The sequence below is a fragment of the Mesorhizobium sp. M0938 genome (assembly GCF_040319125.1).
In the GTDB taxonomy this organism is placed as follows: domain Bacteria; phylum Pseudomonadota; class Alphaproteobacteria; order Rhizobiales; family Rhizobiaceae; genus Mesorhizobium; species Mesorhizobium robiniae.
This window is the reverse complement of sequence record NZ_JAMYNS010000002.1, coordinates 260,979-280,845: the sequence shown is the minus strand read 5'-3', so window position 1 is coordinate 280,845 and position 19,867 is coordinate 260,979. Positions and strand designations below refer to the sequence as shown.

Genomic DNA, 19,867 nt, shown 5'->3' with positions numbered 1-19,867 from the left:
CATTGGCCGCGTTCTTTCCCGGCAAGCTTGCCGCGATTGCTGAGTCGCTGGTGCTGGAGGACGACCCCCGGCCTCATGTGCTGGGAGCCGCATTCCTGGATGGAGACAGACTGCGGCAAGTGCTTGACGCCTTCGCGGCGAACTATGCCGAGCCGGACGAGCAGGCCGTGGCGACGCAATGGTCGAAATGGCATTTCTCGCAGTTGCTGCCTCCCGTCCTCGTTGCCAATATCGCGGCCGATTGGCAACTGCCGACCGCCATCGATCGCATCGGCATCGTGCTTTCGCCGGACAGAAGGACATTGGCCATTCGCTTGCCCGGCGAAGGCGCGCGCCGGCCCGTCTCAGGCGCGCAGAGATTTTCGCCGCTCATCGAAGATCATCTGGCGCCTTTGATCGCCGCGATCTCGCGCGCCAGCGGCCTGCCAGTCAAGACGTTGTGGAGCAATGCCGGTAATGTCGCGGAGACCGTGGTCAGCGAATGCGCGGCTTTCCTCGGCGAAGCGCATCCCGGCGTCACCGATGCCAGAGCGTTGCTTGCCGCGCGTCTCTGGCCCGACGGCCGCAGGAACGAACTGTTCGAACCCATCCGCTACCGCGAAGGCCGGCGCCGTCGCCGAATCTGCTGCCTCAGATACCGCATAGCCTCGCTGCCGCTGTGCAAGTCATGCCCGCTGGACAGCATACCGCCCAGGAGCCGCCGCAGCCGGGAGGAACAACAGGGGACGAGCTAGAGGTCACCAGAACCGCCACGGGCTTGCGCTACGCCGAGCGGAATTCGCGTTCATGCGCCGTGGCGGCAGTTTTGGTAGCCGCGGCACTTCACGCGCCAGATCGGTGGCGACTGGAAGCCCGCGGCAATACAGCAGCCCTGAACGATACACTGCAGCGGCGGCCGTTCACGTCCTCTTGCGAGCCACGATGTAGGGGCGGTTGTCGTTGCCCTTCGTTGCGTGGTTTTCGCTGGCAAGAACGTCGAAGCCCGCGGCAAATATATGCTGGTTCAGGTCTGCCGCCCGAAAGACGCCTGCATGGGGTGCCTTGCCGATCGCGCGCATCGCGGGCAACAAGGCAAGCCGGATGAGTGGGTTCATATCGCCGACGCAGGGTGTCTTGGAGATGAACAAGCCCTCCGCTGCAAGTAAGACGTGGATGCGGCGCAGGGTGCCAGGCAGGTCGCGGACCAGATGGAGATAGTTGAATCCCAGAACCGCGTTAAACTGTGCCGCGTCAGGCGTAAGCTGTTCCACGGTCGCTATGCGGAAGACAAGGTTCGGGATGGGACCGGCGGCGTGTTTCTCATTGGCGATCGCGATCATTCCAGCGGAAATATCCGTCGCAAGATAGTCTTGAACATCGCCCGCAAGCTGAAGCGCTGTTGTTCCTGTTCCGCAGCCCAGTTCCAACACCCTGTCGCCTGGTCCCAACAGGGCGCGGGTCCGGTCCAGCGTGCGCTCATATCCGGCCTGATCCGCAATCGCGCCCATGGCGTACTTCCGTGAACTCCGGTCCCAGAAACGGGCGTCGCTCCTTATGCTCATGATGGTTGCTCCTCAGATCGCGACCTTGCCCTATTCGGCATTGAAGTCGGCAATCAAGAATGGTCGGAGGCGAGTCGAGTCCGCCTAAGCCGCGCAGAAGTTCGCTCGGCTATCGACGGTGATCTCTCGCAGAATAGCGTGGAATCGCGGAATCTCGAGCCGAGTGCAATGAAAATGGCAACTATGTCTACGCCACAGCTGCTCCCGTTGCGCGGGGCTTGACAGCCATCCTACCAGAAGGTAGGTAAAGGCATGAGTAACTTATCTACCACCTCTGACGACATCCTGGCTTGCGCGCGTTCTCTGATCGTCGCTGGTGGCTACAACGGTTTCAGTTATGCCGACATCGCTGATGTGGTCGGGATTCGCAAGGCGAGCATCCATCACCATTTCCCAAGCAAGGTCGATCTGGTCCGAACGCTGGTTGCGCGGTATCGGGAAGAAGCTGATGCGGGGATGGCGAATCTCGAACATCAGGTATCCGATCCGCTCGAACAGCTTCGGCTCTACGCAGGCTATTGGGAAGCCTGCATCGCGGATGCCACCGCTCCGTTTTGTGTCTGCGCCCTGTTGGCAAGCCAGCTGCCCGTTCTGCCCGAAGAGGTTGGCCTTGAGGTTCGGGCGCATTTCCGCTCCCTGTCTGCATGGCTGACATCCGTGCTGGAGCGCGGTGCGCGGCACGGCCAACTCCAACTGATGAGTACCCCTCGTGCCGAGGCTGACGCATTTATGGCGACGGTCCACGGCGCGATGCTTTCGGCGCGGGCCTATGGCGATCCGAAGATATTCGGCGCCGTGACAGGCCCGCTCTTGGAGCGACTCGCTCCGCGCTTGCCTCCAGCTACGGCCCTAGCACTCGGATAGCCAAAGCCGTGATCGCTCGGCACGCTCGTCTACCATCCCTACCTACTAGTCGAAAGGACAATCCAATGACGGTTTACAGTGGCGATCTTTCCCGCGCCAGCCAGGAACAATGGCTCAAGCTCTATTACTTCGCCCGGACAGCGTTCTCGGCCGTCTGGGTTGCGGCTGCTTTTACGGTGGGGCAGAATTCCTGGGTGATCGCGGCGGTTTTACTCGTGGCCTATCCTGCATGGGACGCCTTTGCCAATTTTGTCGACGCGTCGCGCAGCGGAGGATTGGGACAAAACCGCACGCAGACCATCAACGTCGTGGTCAGTGTGGCGACGACGCTCGCCGTCGTTTTCGCGCTGACGCTGAGCATGAATTGGATGCTCGGGGTGTTCGGCGTATGGGCGATCCTGTCTGGCCTGCTTCAACTCGGCACCGCAATCCGTCGTTGGCAGAGCTATGGCGCGCAGTGGGCGATGATCCTGAGCGGCGGGCAATCAGCGCTGGCAGGCACGTTTTTCATCGTGCAGGCGCGGATGCCGATGCCGCCATCCATCACCAACGTCGCCGGCTATGCCGCAGTAGGCGCCCTCTACTTCCTGGTTTCGGCGGTGTGGCTGAGCGTGAGCCAATTGCGGCGGAAGGCTGCATAGAACCGCGATCTTAAGCCATACTGACCCCGATCGAGGCGCGCCGTGGCGGCAGCTTCGGCAGTCGCAACCGAGGCGGCAAGAAAATTGAACTTTACAGCGATCGTATCAATCTCGCTCCAGGAACAGGTTAGTTCACCGCGCAACGATCGTCTGACCAACCGCGAGCCCTTTGTTCAGGTGAACAAACTGAACCGTTGCCGCTGCTCGGATATGCGGGTTGTTGATAAACTGGGGGGCGATAAACCGGGGCGGAGCGTCTCACTGGCGTATAGCGTCGCGGAGGAGGAGTGTACGGTGCTGGAACGAACACCCCCATCCCTTGAGCCATTCCCTCAGCGAATTGATTCGTCTGCATTGTTGAGCAACCCTGAAGGGCGCATAACGAAATCGCACAGGCAATGACACGCTTGTGTTTCACAACGGACTCCCCTCTTTGCAGAGGCAAATTTTAAAGGAGACCAATTTTTTGTCGCATGACCCGTTTGGGTTATGCGGACCCGCTGAAGGACTGAACAACAACACCCCCTATGAGGAGCGTGGTTGATCGCCGGCATGCGGGTTGAGCAGATCCTGCCCGTCGATCGCAAAGCCAACCATTGCACAGCCGCCCTTCGACATGCGAGTTTATCAACCAATTGGCTCATCGTGGGAGTCTCGTCATGTCTATTCGCCGGATTGCGTTGACCTCGGCAGCGGTCACGTTTGCCTTTACAGCCCTCGCCCAAGCCCGGCCGGACACCCGCACCATGACCTGCCAACAGACGCAGGCGCTGATCCAGAGCCACGGCTCGGCGGTGCTGACCACCGGCCCGAACACCTATGCTCTCTATATCAGCCGCCAGCACAGCAACCTGTGCGACTGGTCGGAAATCCCAGCGGTAGCGTTTGTGCCGACGCGCGACGGCCAGTGCTTGGTTCATCGATGTAGAGAGCCGCTCTTCACTCCTCGCAGCTGACGGTGATGAGCGCCTGCGAAGCGCGTCTCGACGCGTTCATCACGACGTCGGCGTGCCGACCCTAATCAGGGAGCAATCGTGCGATTGGGGCTGACGCCTCGACCTGCCAAATGGGGAAGAAAGCGGGAAGGCTGCCGAAATTCTAAAATTGTTAGTGGAATATGAGAATGGCGGAGAGGGAGGGATTCGAACCCCCGATGGGCTTGCACCCATGCCGCATTTCGAGTGCGGTGCATTCGACCACTCTGCCACCTCTCCGCGGTCATGGTCCGCCGTTGCCGGCGCGGCGCACTAGATAACGGCTGGGCGGACAGGTTACAAGGGCCAATCTGCCCGTCGATCCGGCTTCTTGTCGGACTTGCCGTGCCGCTCCGTGGTGTGGCGCTTGGCTTGAATGCTTTCGTGGCCCGCGTGCCGGCCGCTTGCCTTGACTTGCGCTCAACCTTCGGGTAGGGACAGCGCGCAATCGGCGTGGAGGGTTCTTCCGCGCCGCTTGTTTTTTGAACCCGCAGACTGACAAAAAGACGGCCGAACCGCCTGAAGCGGTTCATCAAGGCCGACCGAACAGCGAAAGGCAAAAAATGTTCGCAGTCATCAAAACGGGCGGCAAGCAGTATCGCGTCGCCGCCAACGATCTCTTGAAGATCGAAAAAGTCGAAGGCCAGGTCGGCGATATCGTCGAGATCGGCCACGTGCTCGCGCATGGCGAGGGCGAGAATGTGACGTTCGGCGCACCGTTCGTCGACGGCGCCTTGGTCACCGCCGAAGTCGTCGAACAGGGCAAGAATCGCACCGTCATCGCCTTCAAGAAGCGCCGCCGGCAGAATTCGCGCCGCAAGATCGGCCATCGCCAGCTTTTGACCACCGTGCGGATCGCCGAGATCCTGCTGGATGGTGCCAAGCCGACGAAGAAGGCCGCGGCCAAGACAGAGGCAAAGGCTGCTCCGAAGAAGGAAGCCAAGGCAGAGGCTGCGCCGAAGGAAACCGAGGCCAAGGCAACCGAGGCCAAGGCAACCGAAACCGCCGCTCCGCTGTTCAAGGCGCCGAAGGGCGAACCGGACGACCTGACCGTGATCAAGGGCATCGGCCCGGTTGCGGCCGGCCAGCTGAACGAGCAGGGCATCACGACCTTTGCCCAGATCGCCAAGCTGTCCGACAAGGATGTCGCCAAGATCGACGAACATATGCCGTTCAGCGCCGACCAGATCACGGACTGGCGCGAGCAGGCCAAGGAATTGGCGAAGAAGTAAAGCGAGCCGGCAATCGTCGCCGGATCGGACTTGAAACGGAACGCGAACGCGTTCATAAGACCTTTTAAGCGCCCTTGCGGCGCATCGGAGTTAGTTACATGGCACACAAGAAAGCTGGCGGTTCGTCGCGCAATGGTCGCGACTCCCATTCCAAGCGGCTCGGCGTGAAGAAGTTCGGCGGCGAAGCCGTGATTCCGGGCAACATCATTATTCGTCAGCGCGGCACGACGTGGCATCCCGGCGTCAATGTCGGCATTGGCACGGATCACACGCTGTTTGCGCTCGAAGCTGGCGCAGTCACCTTCAACAAAAAAGCCAATGGCCGAACCTACGTATCGGTGAACCCGATGACGAAGGCCGCGGAGTAGCCGGTTCCGTACGAGAACACCGGCACCCATCTCGGGAACCGGTGTCTGGCCAAGCCAGGAAATGGATCAGGGGAGATGGGTTTCCATCTCTCCCCTTTTTCTTGTGCCTGGAGGACTGACATGGTTGCCGAAGCGGAAGACACAGACGGTGAAAGTTACGCGATAGATTGCCCGGTCGTGATGACCGAGCGCCTGGTCCTGCGGGCGCCGCGCGAAAGCGATATCGAGCAATTGGTGGTGCTCGCCGACAACCGCCATGTCGCCGAAATGCTGGCCCGCATGCCGCACCCCTACGGCGCGGCCGAGGCACGCGCCTTCCTCGCGATGACGGCATCGCGCCGGGCCGGGATTGCCTATGCCTTGACGCTGGCCGGTACAGAAACCTTCGTCGGCTGCGCCGGCCTCAACACCACCGACCGCGGGCTGGAGCTTGGCTACTGGATCGGCGAGCCCTATTGGAAGCGCGGCTATGCGACGGAGGCAGCACACGCGCTGGTCGACCTCGCCTTCCAGAAGACGTCGATCCAGGTGCTGCATGCCTCGACGCGGGTCATCAATCCGGCCTCGCGCCGGGTCATCCACAAATGCGGCTTCCAATATGCCGGCCAGGGCATGCTGAACTCGATCGTCGCCGGCCAGGTGCCGGTCGAGCGCTACCGTCTCGACCGCAAGACCTGGACGAGCCTGCGGAACTGGGTGCATTTCTAGGCGTGTCGATATTCAGGTGAGGCCGGCCTGCAAATGGCGGTTTCCTGCGCTTCCGGTGCTCACGTACTTGAGTACGCTCCGCTCCGGTTCTCGGAAACCGTCATTTTCGACTCGGCCTCACCTGAATCTCAACACACCTCGGCGCATGGCCTCGAACCAAAGGTTCCGAAAGGATCGTTGTGAATTCGAAAGTCAGTTGCGAACCAAACTCCGGATCAGGCTAACTCGACCCAGACCGGGAGGTGGTCCGAGCCGACCGCATGCCGGTCGACCCACAGGCGCTTCAGCGATTTGGCGAGCGAGGCGCTGGTGAAGACGTAGTCGATGCGCTTGTGGCGGCTGATGTCGTCAGGCCGCTTGGGGTCGACCCAGGTGATGAGATCGGCGCCTGTAGCGGCGAGGCGCGCGGCTGCATCGACGGCAAGATCGGCAGTCACCGGCATGCCGAATTCGTGATCCGGGTGGCCGGCGAGTTCGACATATTCCGGCGATCCGGCCAGCATGTTGAAGTCGCCCATGACGACGAAGGCTTCGGGACAAGGCAGGTCCGGCAGGCCCACCTCGGCGACGCCGGACAGCGCGCCGCCTTCGATTGCATAGTTCAACAGGCGCTGGCGCAGAAACCGGAGCTGGCTCAAGCGTTCGACCGGGCTGCGATGATCGAGATGGGTGGAATAGAAGCGGATGAAACCAAGCGGCGTCTCGATGAGCGCCTCCAGCGCGCCGCGCTGGAAGTTCATCACTTCGAAGCTGCGGCTGCGCGGTAAGAGGAGATTGCGCGACAGATGAACGGGCGTTTTCGACAGCACCATATTGCCGAGTTGGAAGGTGGTGGTGACGGCGCGGCCGTTTTCCAGACGCGAGCCGACATTGGCCTCGAAATTGCTGCCGTAGACGGCGAAGTATTCGGGCAGAGCCTCGCCGAGCTCGGCCACCATGTCACGGCCGCCATTGTTGGGATTGTTGCGCGAAACCTCCTGCAGCGCGATCACGTCGGCGCCGCGCACGGCATCGGCAATGCGGTCGACATCGTAGCGCCCGTCGAGGCCGACGCCGTAGTGGATGTTGTAGGTTACGAGCTTCATTGCGACTCCGGCCATGCCCATAAACAGCCCTCGCCCTTCGCCCCGCCTTGGTTTAGAGCAGTGCCAAAGGTTTAGAGCAATGCCGCAAGGCCACTAGCAGAAACTCAGCAATCCGATGAAATTTCTCGATCAAGCCAAGGTTTATATCCGCTCCGGCGACGGCGGCGCCGGTTCGGTGTCGTTCCGGCGCGAAAAATTTATCGAGTTCGGCGGTCCCGATGGCGGCGACGGCGGCCGCGGCGGCGATGTCTGGGTGGAGGCGGTCGATGGGCTGAACACGCTGATCGACTATCGCTACCAGCAGCATTTCAAGGCCAAGACTGGCACGCACGGCATGGGTCGTAACATGACCGGCGCCAAGGGCGCCGACGTTACGCTGAAAGTGCCGGCGGGAACGCAGGTCTTTGCCGAGGACAATGAGACGCTGATCTGTGACCTGACCGTCGTCGGCCAACGCTTCCTGCTGGCCAAGGGCGGCAATGGCGGCTTCGGCAACCAGCACTTCAAGACCTCGACCAACCAGGCGCCGCGCCGCGCCAACCCCGGGCTGCCGGGCGAAGAGCTCAACATCTGGCTCAGGCTCAAGCTGATCGCCGACGCCGGCCTGGTTGGGCTGCCCAATGCCGGCAAGTCGACTTTTCTGGCCGCCGTGACAGCAGCCAAACCGAAGATCGCCGATTATCCGTTCACCACGCTGCATCCGGGCCTGGGTGTGGCCCGCATCGACGGGCGCGAGTTCGTCATCGCCGACGTTCCGGGCTTGATCGAAGGCGCCCATGAAGGCGTCGGCATCGGCGACCGTTTCCTCGGACATGTCGAACGCACGCGCGTCCTTCTGCACCTGGTCTCCGCGCAGGAAGAAAATCCGGGGAAGGCCTACAAGACCGTGCGCACCGAACTCGACGCCTATGGCCATGGCCTGATCGAGAAGGTCGAGATCGTCGCACTTTCCCAGGTCGACACGCTCGACGCCGACGCACGCAAGAAGAAAGTCGCTTCGCTGAAACGCGCCGCCGGCCGCGCGCCGATGCTGTTGTCCGCGGTCACCGGCGAAGGGGTCGAAGCGGTTCTGCGGGCGCTGATGGCGGTTGTGGCCGAGGCCCGCGAAGCTGCCGCGACGCCGGTCGAGACGCGCTGGAACAGATAGCCATGGCCGCGCAGTCGCTGAGAAAATACCGGCGCATTACCGTCAAGATCGGCTCGGCGCTGCTTGTCGACCGCACGACGGGCCTGAAGCGCGACTGGCTGGCTTCGCTTGCCCAAGACATCGCCGTGCTGGCTGAAGGCGGCGCCGAAATCCTCGTCGTGTCGTCCGGCGCGATTGCGCTGGGCCGCACCATTCTCGGCCTCGGCAAGCGGGCGCTGAAGCTCGAGGAGAGCCAGGCTGCGGCCGCGGTCGGGCAGATCGCGCTGGCCGGCGCCTGGTCGGATGCGCTCGGCAAGGGCGGCCTGAGATCGGGCCAGATCCTGCTGACGCTCGGCGACACCGAAGAGCGCCGCCGCTATCTCAATGCGCGGGCGACGATCTCGACGCTGCTCAAGATGAAGGCGGTGCCGGTCATCAACGAGAACGACACGGTGGCGACCTCCGAAATCCGCTATGGCGACAATGACCGGCTGGCCGCGCGGGTGGCGACGATGATGGGCGCCGACCTCCTGGTGCTGCTCTCCGACATTGACGGGCTGTATACGGCGCCGCCGGCCAAAGACCCCAGCGCAAAGTTCATTCCGGTCGTCGACCGCATCACCCCTGATATCGAGGCGATGGCCGGTGCGGCGGCGTCCGAATTGTCGCGCGGCGGCATGCGGACAAAACTCGACGCCGGCAAAATCGCCACCGCCGCCGGCACTGCCATGATCATCACATCAGGCACACGGTTATCGCCGCTAATGGCGATCGAGCGCGGCGAGCGGGCGACTTTCTTCCGGCCGAGCGCCAATCCGGTCAAAGGCTACAAGACGTGGATCGCCGGGCAGCTCGAACCGGCTGGCCGGCTGACTGTTGACGCCGGCGCCATCGGTGCATTGTTGTCGGGCAAGTCGCTGCTGCCGGCGGGCGTCAAGCTGGTCAGCGGCAATTTCTCGCGCGGCGACACGGTGGCGATCCTGTCGTCCGAAGGTCGCGAGATCGCGCGCGGACTGGTTGCCTACGATGCCGCCGATGCCGTAAGGATCGCTGGCCTGAAGACGGCCGAAATCGAAACCGTGCTTGGCTACGAAGCGCGATCGGCAATGATCCACCGCGACGACCTTGTGGTGAGCCATTCCGGTGACCAAGTACGGGCCGGTGACCAAGTAGGGACCGGTGACCAGGTAATCGGTGACCAGGTACATAGCGGAGGATGAGCCATGCTGAAGCTGCATGAAAAATCCCGGGACGACACTGCCGCGCTGATGGCCGATATCGGCCGTCGTGCCCGCGCTGCTGCCCGACCGCTGGCCATCGCCATGACCGCCGCCAAGAACGTCGCCCTTGCCGCCATGGCGGAGGCGATTATCGCTCGTGAGCAGGATATTCTCGATGCCAATGCCGTCGATATCTCGAACGGCCGCGAGTCGGGGCTTTCCGCCTCGTCCATGGACCGGCTGAGGCTTGATCCAGCGCGGATCCACGCCATGGCCGACGGCATCCGCGAGATCGCCGAACTCAGCGATCCGGTCGGCGACGTCATCGCCGCATGGGATCGCCCGAACGGCTTGAATATCGAGCGCGTGCGCACGCCGCTCGGCGTCGTCGGTGTCATCTATGAGAGCCGGCCAAACGTGACGGCAGATGCCGGCGCGCTCTGCCTCAAGGCCGGCAATCCGGTGATCCTGCGCGGTGGTTCGGATTCGCTCAATTCCTCCGCCGCGATCCATGCCTGCTTGGTCGAGGGGCTGAAGGCGGCCGGTCTGCCGCAGGATGCCATCCAACTGGTGCCAACCGCCGACCGCACCGCCGTCGGCGAAATGCTGAAAGGCCTCGGCGGCAATCTCGACGTGATCATTCCTCGCGGTGGTCGCAGCCTGGTCGAGCGTGTGCAGAACGAAGCTCGGGTGCCGGTCTTTGCCCATCTCGAAGGCATCTGCCATCTCTATGTCGACCGTTCGGCCGATCTCGACATGGCGGTCAAGATCGCCGTCAATGCGAAGATGCGGCGCACCGGAGTCTGCGGTGCGGCCGAAACGCTTTTGGTCGACCGCGCCGTCGCTTCCACCCATCTGGTGCCGATCCTTGACGCATTGCGCGCGGCCGGATGCGAGATCCATGCCGACGCCGAAGTGCTGAAGCTGTTCTTAGACGCCAGTCCGGCAACCGATGCCGACTGGATCACCGAATATCTCGACGCGATCATAGCGGTGAAGCTGGTCGATGGCGTTGCGGGCGCGATCGAGCATGTCGAGACGTTTTCCTCGCACCACACCGAGGCAATCATTGCGGAGGATGCCCAAGCAGTCGAACGTTTCTTCAGCGAGATCGATTCGGCGATCCTTCTGCACAATGCCTCGACGCAATTCGCCGATGGCGGCGAGTTCGGCATGGGCGCCGAGATCGGCATTGCCACCGGCAAGATGCACGCGCGCGGTCCGGTCGGCGTCGAACAGTTGACGTCGTTCAAGTACCGCGTGCGCGGGTCGGGACAGGTGCGGCCTTGACGCTATTTGTCGTTAGAGCCTGAGGCATGCTTTCGCAGTCCGAACAGCTCGTTCCCTCCCGCTACCTCAAAATGCCGCATGCCGAAAAGGGCCTGGCTGTCGGCCTGTTCGGCGGTTCGTTCAATCCGCCGCATGCCGGCCATGCGCTGGTCGCCGAGATTGCGCTCAGGCGCCTGGCGCTCGACCAGCTGTGGTGGATGGTGACGCCGGGCAATCCGCTCAAGAGCGCACGGGAGCTGGCGCCGCTGACTGAGCGGCTTCGCCAGTCCGAGCAGATCGCCAGGAATCCGAAGGTCAAGGTCACCGCCTTCGAGGCGACCCATCACGTCCGCTTCACCGCCGACACGCTGGCCCTGGTCAAGGCGCGCAACCCGGGCGTCGACTTCGTCTGGATCATGGGCGCCGATTCGCTTCGCGATTTCCACCGCTGGCAGCGCTGGCGCCAGATCGTCATGACGTTCCCGATCGCGGTGATCGACCGTCCGGGCGCGACGCTGTCCTTCCTGTCCTCGGTCGTCGCCAAGACCTTCGATTACGCACGTGTCGACGAGGGCGACGCGCCGCGGCTGGCCCGCATGAAGGCGCCGGCCTGGACCTTCATCCACGGCCCGCGCTCGTCGCTGTCGTCGACCGCGATCCGCAAGATGGCGAAGGGATAGGAGTCTCCCTTTTCCCACAACAAGGGGATAGGGGAAGCTCACTGATGTCGCTTTTGCGGCGGCCTTTCGCCGTCGGGTAGGCGATCCTGCGCGGGCATGACGATTATCGAGCAAAACCAGACCAGACCCGATCCGGCGCAGGGCAGCCCACCAGCCCCGATGATCGCCATTGCCAGCGTCGTCCTGTCGATGGCGCTTGTGGCGGTCGGCAACGGACTGATGTTCGCCTATATCCCGGTCCGGCTCGGCGCCGACGGCTTCGATCCGACCTGGGCCGGGCTGATCGTCACCGGCCTTTCGGCTGGCGGTCTGGCGGGCTGCATCCTGACCGGTCCGCTGGTACGGCGCGTCGGCCATGCTCGCGCATTCATGGTGCTGTCGGCGTTGATCGTGTTGTCGAACGCCGCCGTCGGGGCCGGGCCGCACCCGCTGTCGTGGATCGCGGCACGCGCTCTTTATGGCTTTGCCATATGCGGCCTGTTCATCGTCGCGCAGAGCTGGCTAAACGATGCCGTCGCCAACGCCATTCGCGGCAGGGTCATGGCGGTGTTCTATGTCGCCTATGTCGCCGGGCTCGGCGTCGGCTATGCCACGCTGGCACTGATCGACATAAGGGCGGCGGACGCGCCTTTGATCGGCATTGCGTTCACGGCGCTTTCGATCCTTCCGGTTGGACTGACGCGCCTCGCCCAGCCGCCGGCACCGCAAGCGGCATCGGTGGCAATTGTCCGGGCGTGGCGGATTTCGCCGGTGGGCGTTGCCGGCATGCTCGCGGTCGGCGGCCTGTCGATGACCATTTCGGGGTTCGCGCCGATCCATGCCACGGCCAAGGGTTACAGCCAGGCGGATGTGGCGCTGCTTTTGTCGGCGATGCCGGTCGGCACGCTGATCCTGCAGATCCCGCTTGGCTGGATTTCCGATCGCACCGACCGGCGTTATGTGCTGATTGCCGCCTCGGCGCTGGCCCTGGCGGCGGGCCTATTTGCTCTCGGCTTCGACAGCGGTGCGCTGGCGGCGCTCGTCGTCATCTACATAATCTGGGACGGTGCCTCGGAATCGATCTATTCACTGGCCAGCGCGCATGCCGCCGACCGCGCCGGCAAGGACGACATGGTGGCGCTGTCCAGTTCGCTTCTGTTTGCATGGTCGCTGGCGGGCTTCGTCGTGCCCGCCATCGTGACCGGGCTTTCCGCTGTCTATGGAACGCAGGCCTTCATCTTTGTGGCCATTCTCATTGCCGCTGCCTTCTGCCTATTCGTGGTGTGGCGCGTGATGACGACGGTGGCCGTTCCAGCGGCCGAGACCGGCAATTTCGCGCCGATGAGCGCGCAGGCGCCGCTGCCGGTGGAGCTGGCGTTTCCGTCCGAAGAGCAGCGCCGTGCGGACCAATAGACCTACGCTGGGAACAGATCATCTCACTGTCTGGTGGCAACTTCCTGCCGTGGCGCTTCCGGTGGCGGCGCGGGTATAGAAATGCCTTCGCTGTCGAACGCCTGCTTGGCGCGTTTGGTGAGATCGATCTGGGTGGCGAAGAAATCCGCGGCCGAGGTCCAGTAGCGCAAGGTGATGGCGACATTGCTGTCGCCGACGGTCGCCACAAAGGCAATCGGCGCTGGCTGCCGCCTGACGCGTCGTTCGGTGGCGGCAACGCCAAGCATGGTCTTCTGCGCCAGATCGATATCGTTCCAGGAACCGATGGTGAGCGTGATGTCGCCACGGCGGACGCCGTTGCGCGTATAGTTGCGAACCGGCAGGTTCCACAGCGTCGAATTGGGCGCGAGGACGTAGACGCCTTCGACAGTCCGCAGCTGCGTGGCGAAGAGTCCTATTTCCTCGATGGTCCCTGAGATAACGCCGACCTCGACATATTCGCCGATGCGGAATGGCCGTAGCGCCAGCAACATGATGCCGGCGGCAATGTTCTGCAGCGTGCCTTGCAGCGCCAGGCCGATGGCCAAGCCGACGGCGCCGATGGCGGCAATGATCGAGGCCGTCTGGACGCCGAACTGGCCGAGCACCATGATAACGACGAGGATCAGTATTGCGTAGCGGGTGATCCTCGAGAAGAAATGGCGCAGCGTCGCGTCGAAGCCATGGATATGGCCGAGGCCGGCGTAGATCGAGCGCTGCGCGAGGCCGGCAACGATGTAGCCGAGGACCAGCAGGATGACGGCCCCAATGGCCGAGAATGAGTAGGAGACGATCAGCGTACTGAGCTGTGCAAGCCCGGCCTGCACGGTGACAACGGCGTCCTGGGGATCGATCGGCATGGCGGGGGGATCCGATTGGTCAATGCGCCGATAACCCCGGCACGGCGGCAAGAGTTCCGTTTTTTCTTCAACTGCGGAGCAGCAAGAAACGACACTTCGCTGGCCACCGTGCGGTTGCCGTCTTGAAACTGCAACCTAACTCTGCCTATCTAAGGAGTGTCACCTGCTTTGAAGGGTGATTTGGTTGTTCTTGCTGCGAAAGGAAATACACTGAGAACAGCACTTCGGAAGAAGGCCGACATCGTGCCTTCGCCGGCCGGGATCAGCGTAAACGACGCCGTGTCCCGCGCCATCAACACAGTCCTTGTCAGTCTGGAAGACTCCAAGGCCGAAAACATCGTCTCAATCGACATTCAGGGAAAATCGAGCCTCGGTGACTATATGGTCATCGCGTCCGGCCGATCGCACCGTCATGTCTCGGCTGTTGCCGATCATCTCCTCAAGGCGCTCAAGGATGCCGGTCTCGGCACGGCGCGCGTCGAGGGACTGGCCGGCGCCGACTGGGTCCTGATCGATTCGGGCGATATCATCGTCCATGTCTTCCGCCCTGAAGTCCGCGATTTCTACAATCTCGAAAAGATGTGGCAAGCGCCGGACCTCGACGGGGAGACGCTCCACTGAGTCGCATTTGGTTGATGCATGTCGTTTCCCAAGACCGGTGACCACTTTTGGTGACATGCATTAGCGGCTCTTCGAGGCAGGGATGAAAATTACCGTTCATGCCGTGGGCCGGATGAAAGCCGGCCCCGAGAAGCAGCTCGCCGACCGATATTTCGAGCGCTTCGCCAAGAGCGGGCAGGCTGTGGGGCTCGAATTCTCGGGTGTTGTCGAGATTCCGGAGGGCCGCGCCCAGACCGCCAATGAGCGCCGGCGTGAGGAAGGCCAGAAACTGCAGACGCAGTTGCAGCCTGGTACCGCGCTGATGCTGCTGGACGAACGCGGCAGGAACTTTTCCTCCGAGGATTTCGCCGGCCGCATCGGCTTGTTGCGCGACGGCGGCCGCAAGGCACTTGTGATTGCTATCGGCGGTGCCGACGGTCACGACCAGTCGCTGCGCGATCAGTCCGATCTGATGGTGTCGTTCGGCGCGCTGACATGGCCGCACCAGCTGGTCCGTGTCATGTTGGGCGAACAGCTTTACCGGACGGCGACGATCCTGTTGGGCCACCCCTATCATCGCTCGTGAGTTTTGCAGTTTCCAATCCGAAACCGGTGGATCGGCGTGAGCCGCCCGGATTTTCGCCTCAATGCGTCACGAGGCTGTTTGCGGTCGGCGGGGCTCTCGAACATGGTTGATGGTTCGTTAACGAAGCCACACATAGAGTCGGGCTTCAATGTCTGAAGGTTGGAAATCGCGAACGGGCTTTTGGCGCCTGCGCTGCGGCTTGGCAGCGGCGGCGCTTGCGCTGTCGCTCGGTGCCGTGCGGGCACAGGACAGGATCGACATGGCGCCCGATCCGGACCAGAGCCGGGCCGAATACGAACGCGTGTCGAAGGAGATCACGCTGTCGTCCGAGCGGCTGGCCAAGCTTGCCGCCGACATGGCGACCGTCAAGAAGGATCATGCCTCGATTACCGCTGCGCTGATCCAGTCGGCGATGACCGAGCAGAAGCTCGGCCAGGACATCGAGGATATCGGCGCCAAGCTGGAAGGGCTGAAGGGGGAGGAGCAGAAAATCCGCGCGTCGCTGGCCGCGAGACGCGACGTTCTGGCCGAGGTGCTGGCCGCGCTGCAGCGCATGGGGCTCAATCCGCCGCCGGCCATCCTGGTCAAGCCGGAGGACGCTCTGTCCTCGGTGCGCAGCGCCATCCTGCTCGGCGCCGTGGTGCCGGAACTGCGCCAGCAAACCGAGATATTGCTGGCGGATCTCAAGGAGCAGTCGCGGGTGACGGCTTCGATCGAGGCGGAGCGGGGGCGGTTGACGGCTGCGGTCGGCGAGCAGGCGGCGGAAAAGAAGCGGCTCGGCATGCTGCTCGAAGCCAAGCAGAAGCTCGAGGCCGAGACGGAGACGGCGCTGTCCGCTGAAAAGCAGCGGTCCGCAGCTCTGGCGGCAAAGGCCGGCAGTTTGAAGGAACTGATCGCCTCGCTCGAGGCTGACAAGGCCCGCAAGGCGGCGAACGCGGCGAAGGCAGCCGAGCAGAAGGCCGCGGACGCCGACAAGGTCCCGGCACAGGATACCCCGGCACAGACGGAACTGGCGGCCCTGCCGGTCCCGGAAGCCAACCGGCTCACCGCCGCCGCGCCGTTTTCGGCGCTCCAGGGGCAGATCGCACTGCCTGTAATCGGCAAGATCAAGCGGCGGTTCGGGGCCAGCGACAGTAACGGCGCAGTGATGCTCGGTGACATGGTTGCGACACAATCGGGAGCCATCGTCACCGCGCCAGCAGACGGAAATGTGCTTTATGCGGGACCTTTTCGCTCCTATGGTCAACTCTTGATCCTGAACGCGGGTGACGGCTATCATGTCGTTCTGGCGGGGATGAGCAGAATCAGCGTCGCGTCTGGCCAGTCAGTGCTCGCAGGAGAGCCGGTTGGCGCGATGGGAGAGGCCCGGGTGGCGAGCACCTCGGCATCGAAGAATGGAAATGCCACGCCGGAGCTCTATGTTGAGTTCCGCAAGGATGGAAAACCCGTCGATCCGACCCCATGGTGGGCGGACCGTTTCTCTGGAAGGACGTGAGATGATGCGGAAACTGTCGCTTCTGTTTGCCGGTGCGCTGATGGGCGCATCCGCGATGAGCCTGGTCTATGGCGCGCCCGGCTCTACGGCGAACGCTGCGGGCTCCGAGACCTACAAGCAACTGGCGATCTTTGGTGACATCTTCGAGCGGGTGCGGGCCCAGTATGTGACGCCGCCCGACGACAAGTCGCTGGTCGAAAACGCCATCAACGGCATGCTTACCTCGCTCGACCCGCACTCCTCCTACATGAACGCCGAAGAGGCGCAGGATATGCGCGTGCAGACCAAGGGCGAGTTCGGCGGCCTCGGCATCGAGGTCACGATGGAGAACGATCTGGTCAAGGTGATCACGCCGATCGACGATACGCCGGCCGCCAAGGCGGGTGTGCTTGCTGGCGACTATATCGCCAAGATCGACGGCGAGGAGGTTCGCGGCCTGAGCCTCAACGACGCGGTCGAGAAGATGCGCGGACTGGTCAACACGCCGATCAAGCTGACCATCCTGCGCCAGGGCGCCGACAAGCCGATCGAGCTGACGGTGGTGCGCGACATCATCAAGGTCAAGGCTGTCAAGTTCCGGGTCGAGAACGACGTCGGTTACATGAAGATCACCTCCTTCACCGAAAAGACCCATGACGATCTCGAGAACGCAATCGAGACCATCAAGAAGCAGGTGCCGAAGGAAAAGCTCAAGGGCTACGTGCTCGATCTCAGGCTCAATCCGGGCGGGCTGCTCGACCAAGCGGTGAGCGTGTCCGACGCCTTCCTCGACCGTGGCGAAATCGTCTCGACACGCGGCCGCGATCCGAAAGACGTCACCCGCTTCGACGCCCGGCCCGGCGACGACATCGACGGCAAGCCGCTTGTCGTGCTCGTCAATGGCGGCTCGGCTAGTGCGTCCGAAATCGTCGCCGGCGCGCTGCAGGACCTGCGCCGCGCCACGGTGGTCGGCACGCAGTCCTTCGGCAAGGGTTCGGTGCAGACCATCGTCCCGCTCGGCGAGAACGGCGCGCTGCGCCTGACGACGGCGCTCTATTACACGCCGTCCGGCAAGTCGATCCAGGGCAAGGGCATCACCCCCGACATCAAGGTCGATCAGCCGTTGCCGCCGGAACTGCAGGGCAGGGACCTGACGCGCGGCGAGTCGGACCTCAAGGGCCACATCAAGGGCTCCGACGAGGGCGACACCGGTTCGGGCTCGGCAGCCTATGTGCCGCCGGAGCCGAAAGACGACCTGCAGCTCATCTTTGCCGAGCAGTTGCTGCGCGGCGAGAAGACCGATCCGGCGTTCCCGCCAAATCCGGACAAGGCTGTTTTGAACCAGTAAAGGTCGATCAGCCGGACAACAGGTCTGGCTGCCCGATCGAAGCGATGCAATGCTGCCGGGGCCGCAAGGCCTCGGCAGTTTGATTCGGGGGAACCGCGGCTGGGGATGCGGCTTGGCTGACATCGGCAACGACATCGAACGCCCACTCGGGCAAACCGTCCGACCGCAGCATGCGGCCGGCCGGATCAGTGCCGGCACGGTCGCGGCCACTCTCCTGGTGCTGGCCGTGATCGGCGTCTCGGGCGCGATCGCATTGCGTGAAAAGCCGTTTCGAAAGCTGGAAGAAGTCGCCGTTTCGACACCGAAGACGACAGCGATGGTCGAATCCGCGGCGCCGGCCACTGAGCCTGCGCCGCCATCGAAGGCGCAAACTACACCCGAGACGAGCGCGTCCACGACGGGCGGGCCGCAGATCATCCATATGCAGACCGAACAGGACGGGGGTCCACCCAGGGCGGCCATCGTCATCCGCGACCCTTCGACGGTCGGCCAGAACCTGAGGGTCGCGCATATACCCGACAGGGCGCTGATCGAGAACGGCGAGACCGGCCCATTGCCGGTTCGCGCCGCCGACGGAAGGCGGCCGTTCGATGTCTATGCCCGACCGTGGTCCGGCGCGCGCGGCGCGCGCGTGGCGATCGTTATCGGCGGGCTTGCGGTGTCGCAGACCGGCACGCAGGCGGCAATCGCCAAGCTGCCGGCGGAAGTGACGCTGGGCTTTGCGCCGCAGGGCAACAGCATCGGCCGCTGGATGCAGGCGGCGCGGCAGAGGGGCCATGAGATCGTCATGCAGGTGCCGCTCGAACCGTTCGACTATCCGAACGTCAATCCGGGTCGCAACACGCTGACGGTCGCGGCGACGCCGGACGAGAACTTGAAGAATTTGCATTGGGCGCTGTCGCGGACGACCAACTACACGGGCGTCATGAATTATATGGGCGCACGTTTTTCGGCTGATGCGGCGGCGATGGGGCCACTTATGGCCGAGCTTGGCAAGCGCGGCCTGGCTTATGTCGACGACGGTTCGTCGGCGCGCAGCATCGCGCCCGATCTGGCGCTGAAGGACGGCGTGCCCTTCGTTGCCGGCGACACCTCAATCGATGCGGTGCGGGACCGCGGCGCCATACTGAAGAAGCTGGACGAGCTGGAAGCCACCGCGCGGGCGAGAGGCTTTGCTGTCGGTATCGGCTCGGCTTTCGACCTGACGGTCGACACCGTGTCGGCCTGGGTGATCGAGGCCAAGAAACGCGGTATCGAGATCGTGCCGATTTCGGCGGTGGCGGTCGATCCGGAAAAAGGCTAGCAGCTGCCTTGAAACCCGCTCCACGGCTGGAAAGACCGAGTGATGGCAACAAAAAATATCGATCCCGAGACGCTGCCTTATCGTCCCTGTGTCGGACTGATGGTCCTCAACGGCGACGGCCTGGTCTGGGTCGGCCGTCGCATTGCCGAGGCGGATAGCGAATTCGCCGGTACGACACAGCTCTGGCAGATGCCGCAGGGCGGCATCGACAAGGGCGAAGAGCCGCTGCAGGCGGCGGAGCGTGAGCTCTACGAAGAGACCGGCATGCGCAGCGTCTCGTTGCTGGATGAGGCACCGAACTGGATATATTACGACCTGCCGGCCCATCTGGTCGGCATCGCCTTCAAAGGGCGATATCGCGGCCAGACGCAAAAATGGTTTGCCTTCCGCTTTCACGGCGACGAAAGCGAGATCCAGATCAATCCGCCTCCGGGCGGCCATACAGCCGAGTTCGATCAATGGAGCTGGCGGCCGATGCACGAACTGCCCGACCTGATCGTGCCGTTCAAGCGCAAGGTCTATGAGGACGTGGTGGCGGCGTTCCGGCATCTGGCGGCATGACATGCGACCAGACGCCA

21 protein-coding genes and 1 tRNA gene are annotated in these 19,867 nt (G+C 63.1%); 18 read left to right on the top strand and 4 right to left on the bottom strand.

Going from position 1 to position 19,867, the window contains the following annotated elements:
• Positions 1 to 2: 2 nt before the first annotated feature.
• Positions 3 to 734 carry a siderophore-iron reductase FhuF gene (gene fhuF, locus NKH73_RS04065; protein WP_352928346.1) on the top strand — a complete coding sequence of 244 codons (732 nt, stop codon included), beginning with the start codon at positions 3 to 5 and terminating at the stop codon, positions 732 to 734.
• 165 nt (positions 735 to 899) lie between these two features.
• Here fhuF and NKH73_RS04060 read toward each other — a convergent pair whose 3' ends face one another.
• Positions 900 to 1,541 carry a class I SAM-dependent methyltransferase gene (locus NKH73_RS04060; protein ID WP_352928344.1) on the bottom strand — a complete coding sequence of 214 codons (642 nt, stop codon included), beginning with the start codon at positions 1,539 to 1,541 and terminating at the stop codon, positions 900 to 902.
• 252 nt (positions 1,542 to 1,793) lie between these two features.
• Here NKH73_RS04060 and NKH73_RS04055 point away from each other — a divergent pair, with 252 nt between their 5' ends.
• From NKH73_RS04055 to NKH73_RS04045, 3 genes are all read left to right on the top strand, one after another.
• Positions 1,794 to 2,405, top strand: a complete 612-nt coding sequence (locus NKH73_RS04055; protein WP_352928342.1) for a TetR/AcrR family transcriptional regulator — start codon at positions 1,794 to 1,796, stop codon at positions 2,403 to 2,405.
• 65 nt (positions 2,406 to 2,470) lie between these two features.
• Positions 2,471 to 3,046: a DUF308 domain-containing protein gene (locus tag NKH73_RS04050; RefSeq protein WP_352928340.1), complete on the top strand. Its 576-nt coding sequence runs from the start codon at positions 2,471 to 2,473 to the stop codon at positions 3,044 to 3,046.
• Between the two features lie 659 nt (positions 3,047 to 3,705).
• Complete coding sequence (locus NKH73_RS04045; protein WP_352928338.1) at positions 3,706 to 4,002, top strand: hypothetical protein; 297 nt, start codon at positions 3,706 to 3,708, stop codon at positions 4,000 to 4,002.
• 168 nt (positions 4,003 to 4,170) lie between these two features.
• Here NKH73_RS04045 and NKH73_RS04040 read toward each other — a convergent pair.
• Positions 4,171 to 4,260: transfer RNA gene (locus tag NKH73_RS04040), tRNA-Ser, on the bottom strand.
• Positions 4,261 to 4,583: 323 nt separating this feature from the next.
• Here NKH73_RS04040 and NKH73_RS04035 point away from each other — a divergent pair.
• The 3 genes from NKH73_RS04035 to NKH73_RS04025 all read left to right on the top strand — a co-directional run bounded on the left by NKH73_RS04035 (position 4,584) and on the right by NKH73_RS04025 (position 6,328).
• Entirely contained in the window at positions 4,584 to 5,252 is a 669-nt protein-coding gene (locus NKH73_RS04035; RefSeq protein WP_352928336.1) for a 50S ribosomal protein L21, read from the top strand.
• A 98-nt stretch (positions 5,253 to 5,350) separates the two neighbouring features.
• Positions 5,351 to 5,620: a 50S ribosomal protein L27 gene (gene rpmA / locus NKH73_RS04030; protein WP_095487526.1), complete on the top strand. Its 270-nt coding sequence runs from the start codon at positions 5,351 to 5,353 to the stop codon at positions 5,618 to 5,620.
• Between the two features lie 120 nt (positions 5,621 to 5,740).
• A complete protein-coding gene (locus NKH73_RS04025) occupies positions 5,741 to 6,328 on the top strand; it encodes a GNAT family N-acetyltransferase (protein ID WP_352928334.1) in 588 nt (195 codons plus the stop codon).
• Positions 6,329 to 6,543: 215 nt separating this feature from the next.
• Here NKH73_RS04025 and NKH73_RS04020 read toward each other — a convergent pair whose 3' ends face one another.
• Entirely contained in the window at positions 6,544 to 7,413 is an 870-nt protein-coding gene (locus tag NKH73_RS04020; protein WP_352928332.1) for an endonuclease/exonuclease/phosphatase family protein, read from the bottom strand.
• A 115-nt stretch (positions 7,414 to 7,528) separates the two neighbouring features.
• Between NKH73_RS04020 and obgE the strand changes: the two genes are divergently transcribed.
• From obgE to NKH73_RS03995, 5 genes are all read left to right on the top strand, one after another.
• Positions 7,529 to 8,560 (top strand): GTPase ObgE, encoded by a 1,032-nt coding sequence (gene obgE / locus NKH73_RS04015; protein ID WP_352928330.1) that lies wholly within the window; start codon positions 7,529 to 7,531, stop codon positions 8,558 to 8,560.
• A 2-nt stretch (positions 8,561 to 8,562) separates the two neighbouring features.
• A complete protein-coding gene (proB, locus tag NKH73_RS04010) occupies positions 8,563 to 9,759 on the top strand; it encodes a glutamate 5-kinase (protein WP_352928329.1) in 1,197 nt (398 codons plus the stop codon).
• Positions 9,760 to 9,762: 3 nt separating this feature from the next.
• Entirely contained in the window at positions 9,763 to 11,049 is a 1,287-nt protein-coding gene (locus NKH73_RS04005) for a glutamate-5-semialdehyde dehydrogenase (protein WP_352928327.1), read from the top strand.
• Between the two features lie 71 nt (positions 11,050 to 11,120).
• Complete coding sequence (locus tag NKH73_RS04000) at positions 11,121 to 11,708, top strand: nicotinate-nucleotide adenylyltransferase (RefSeq protein ID WP_352928769.1); 588 nt, start codon at positions 11,121 to 11,123, stop codon at positions 11,706 to 11,708.
• 96 nt (positions 11,709 to 11,804) lie between these two features.
• Complete coding sequence (locus NKH73_RS03995; protein ID WP_352928325.1) at positions 11,805 to 13,100, top strand: MFS transporter; 1,296 nt, start codon at positions 11,805 to 11,807, stop codon at positions 13,098 to 13,100.
• 23 nt (positions 13,101 to 13,123) lie between these two features.
• Here the strand turns inward: NKH73_RS03995 and NKH73_RS03990 are convergent, their stop codons facing one another.
• Positions 13,124 to 13,978, bottom strand: a complete 855-nt coding sequence (locus NKH73_RS03990) for a mechanosensitive ion channel family protein (RefSeq protein WP_352928324.1) — start codon at positions 13,976 to 13,978, stop codon at positions 13,124 to 13,126.
• 243 nt (positions 13,979 to 14,221) lie between these two features.
• Between NKH73_RS03990 and rsfS the strand changes: the two genes are divergently transcribed.
• From rsfS to NKH73_RS03960, 6 genes are all read left to right on the top strand, one after another.
• Positions 14,222 to 14,599, top strand: coding sequence for a ribosome silencing factor (rsfS, locus tag NKH73_RS03985; RefSeq protein ID WP_352928322.1), 378 nt, complete (start codon positions 14,222 to 14,224; stop codon positions 14,597 to 14,599).
• A gap of 82 nt (positions 14,600 to 14,681) precedes the next feature.
• The gene (rlmH, locus tag NKH73_RS03980) at positions 14,682 to 15,164 is read left to right on the top strand and encodes a 23S rRNA (pseudouridine(1915)-N(3))-methyltransferase RlmH (protein WP_352928320.1); all 483 of its coding nucleotides are present in this window, start codon (positions 14,682 to 14,684) and stop codon (positions 15,162 to 15,164) included.
• Positions 15,165 to 15,312: 148 nt separating this feature from the next.
• Positions 15,313 to 16,659, top strand: a complete 1,347-nt coding sequence (locus NKH73_RS03975; RefSeq protein WP_352928318.1) for a murein hydrolase activator EnvC family protein — start codon at positions 15,313 to 15,315, stop codon at positions 16,657 to 16,659.
• Position 16,660: 1 nt separating this feature from the next.
• Positions 16,661 to 17,986, top strand: a complete 1,326-nt coding sequence (locus NKH73_RS03970; protein ID WP_352928316.1) for a S41 family peptidase — start codon at positions 16,661 to 16,663, stop codon at positions 17,984 to 17,986.
• 112 nt (positions 17,987 to 18,098) lie between these two features.
• Entirely contained in the window at positions 18,099 to 19,289 is a 1,191-nt protein-coding gene (locus tag NKH73_RS03965; RefSeq protein WP_352928314.1) for a divergent polysaccharide deacetylase family protein, read from the top strand.
• A 42-nt stretch (positions 19,290 to 19,331) separates the two neighbouring features.
• Positions 19,332 to 19,850 carry an RNA pyrophosphohydrolase gene (locus NKH73_RS03960; protein WP_502893882.1) on the top strand — a complete coding sequence of 173 codons (519 nt, stop codon included), beginning with the start codon at positions 19,332 to 19,334 and terminating at the stop codon, positions 19,848 to 19,850.
• The last annotated feature ends 17 nt before the right edge of the window (positions 19,851 to 19,867 follow it).

What these genes read in the sequence shown, in the direction of transcription:
- NKH73_RS04060 (WP_352928344.1), bottom strand. Translation starts at nt 1,541, where the DNA reads ATGAGCATAAGGAGCGACGCCCGTTTCTGGGACCGGAGTTCACGGAAG.
- NKH73_RS04055 (WP_352928342.1), top strand. Translation starts at nt 1,794, where the DNA reads ATGAGTAACTTATCTACCACCTCTGACGACATCCTGGCTTGCGCGCGT.
- NKH73_RS04050 (WP_352928340.1), top strand. Translation starts at nt 2,471, where the DNA reads ATGACGGTTTACAGTGGCGATCTTTCCCGCGCCAGCCAGGAACAATGG.
- NKH73_RS04045 (WP_352928338.1), top strand. Translation starts at nt 3,706, where the DNA reads ATGTCTATTCGCCGGATTGCGTTGACCTCGGCAGCGGTCACGTTTGCC.
- NKH73_RS04035 (WP_352928336.1), top strand. Translation starts at nt 4,584, where the DNA reads ATGTTCGCAGTCATCAAAACGGGCGGCAAGCAGTATCGCGTCGCCGCC.
- rpmA (WP_095487526.1), top strand. Translation starts at nt 5,351, where the DNA reads ATGGCACACAAGAAAGCTGGCGGTTCGTCGCGCAATGGTCGCGACTCC.
- NKH73_RS04025 (WP_352928334.1), top strand. Translation starts at nt 5,741, where the DNA reads ATGGTTGCCGAAGCGGAAGACACAGACGGTGAAAGTTACGCGATAGAT.
- NKH73_RS04020 (WP_352928332.1), bottom strand. Translation starts at nt 7,413, where the DNA reads ATGAAGCTCGTAACCTACAACATCCACTACGGCGTCGGCCTCGACGGG.
- obgE (WP_352928330.1), top strand. Translation starts at nt 7,529, where the DNA reads ATGAAATTTCTCGATCAAGCCAAGGTTTATATCCGCTCCGGCGACGGC.
- proB (WP_352928329.1), top strand. Translation starts at nt 8,563, where the DNA reads ATGGCCGCGCAGTCGCTGAGAAAATACCGGCGCATTACCGTCAAGATC.
- NKH73_RS04005 (WP_352928327.1), top strand. Translation starts at nt 9,763, where the DNA reads ATGCTGAAGCTGCATGAAAAATCCCGGGACGACACTGCCGCGCTGATG.
- NKH73_RS04000 (WP_352928769.1), top strand. Translation starts at nt 11,121, where the DNA reads ATGCCGCATGCCGAAAAGGGCCTGGCTGTCGGCCTGTTCGGCGGTTCG.
- NKH73_RS03995 (WP_352928325.1), top strand. Translation starts at nt 11,805, where the DNA reads ATGACGATTATCGAGCAAAACCAGACCAGACCCGATCCGGCGCAGGGC.
- NKH73_RS03990 (WP_352928324.1), bottom strand. Translation starts at nt 13,978, where the DNA reads ATGCCGATCGATCCCCAGGACGCCGTTGTCACCGTGCAGGCCGGGCTT.
- rlmH (WP_352928320.1), top strand. Translation starts at nt 14,682, where the DNA reads ATGAAAATTACCGTTCATGCCGTGGGCCGGATGAAAGCCGGCCCCGAG.
- NKH73_RS03975 (WP_352928318.1), top strand. Translation starts at nt 15,313, where the DNA reads ATGTCTGAAGGTTGGAAATCGCGAACGGGCTTTTGGCGCCTGCGCTGC.
- NKH73_RS03970 (WP_352928316.1), top strand. Translation starts at nt 16,661, where the DNA reads ATGATGCGGAAACTGTCGCTTCTGTTTGCCGGTGCGCTGATGGGCGCA.
- NKH73_RS03960 (WP_502893882.1), top strand. Translation starts at nt 19,332, where the DNA reads ATGGCAACAAAAAATATCGATCCCGAGACGCTGCCTTATCGTCCCTGT.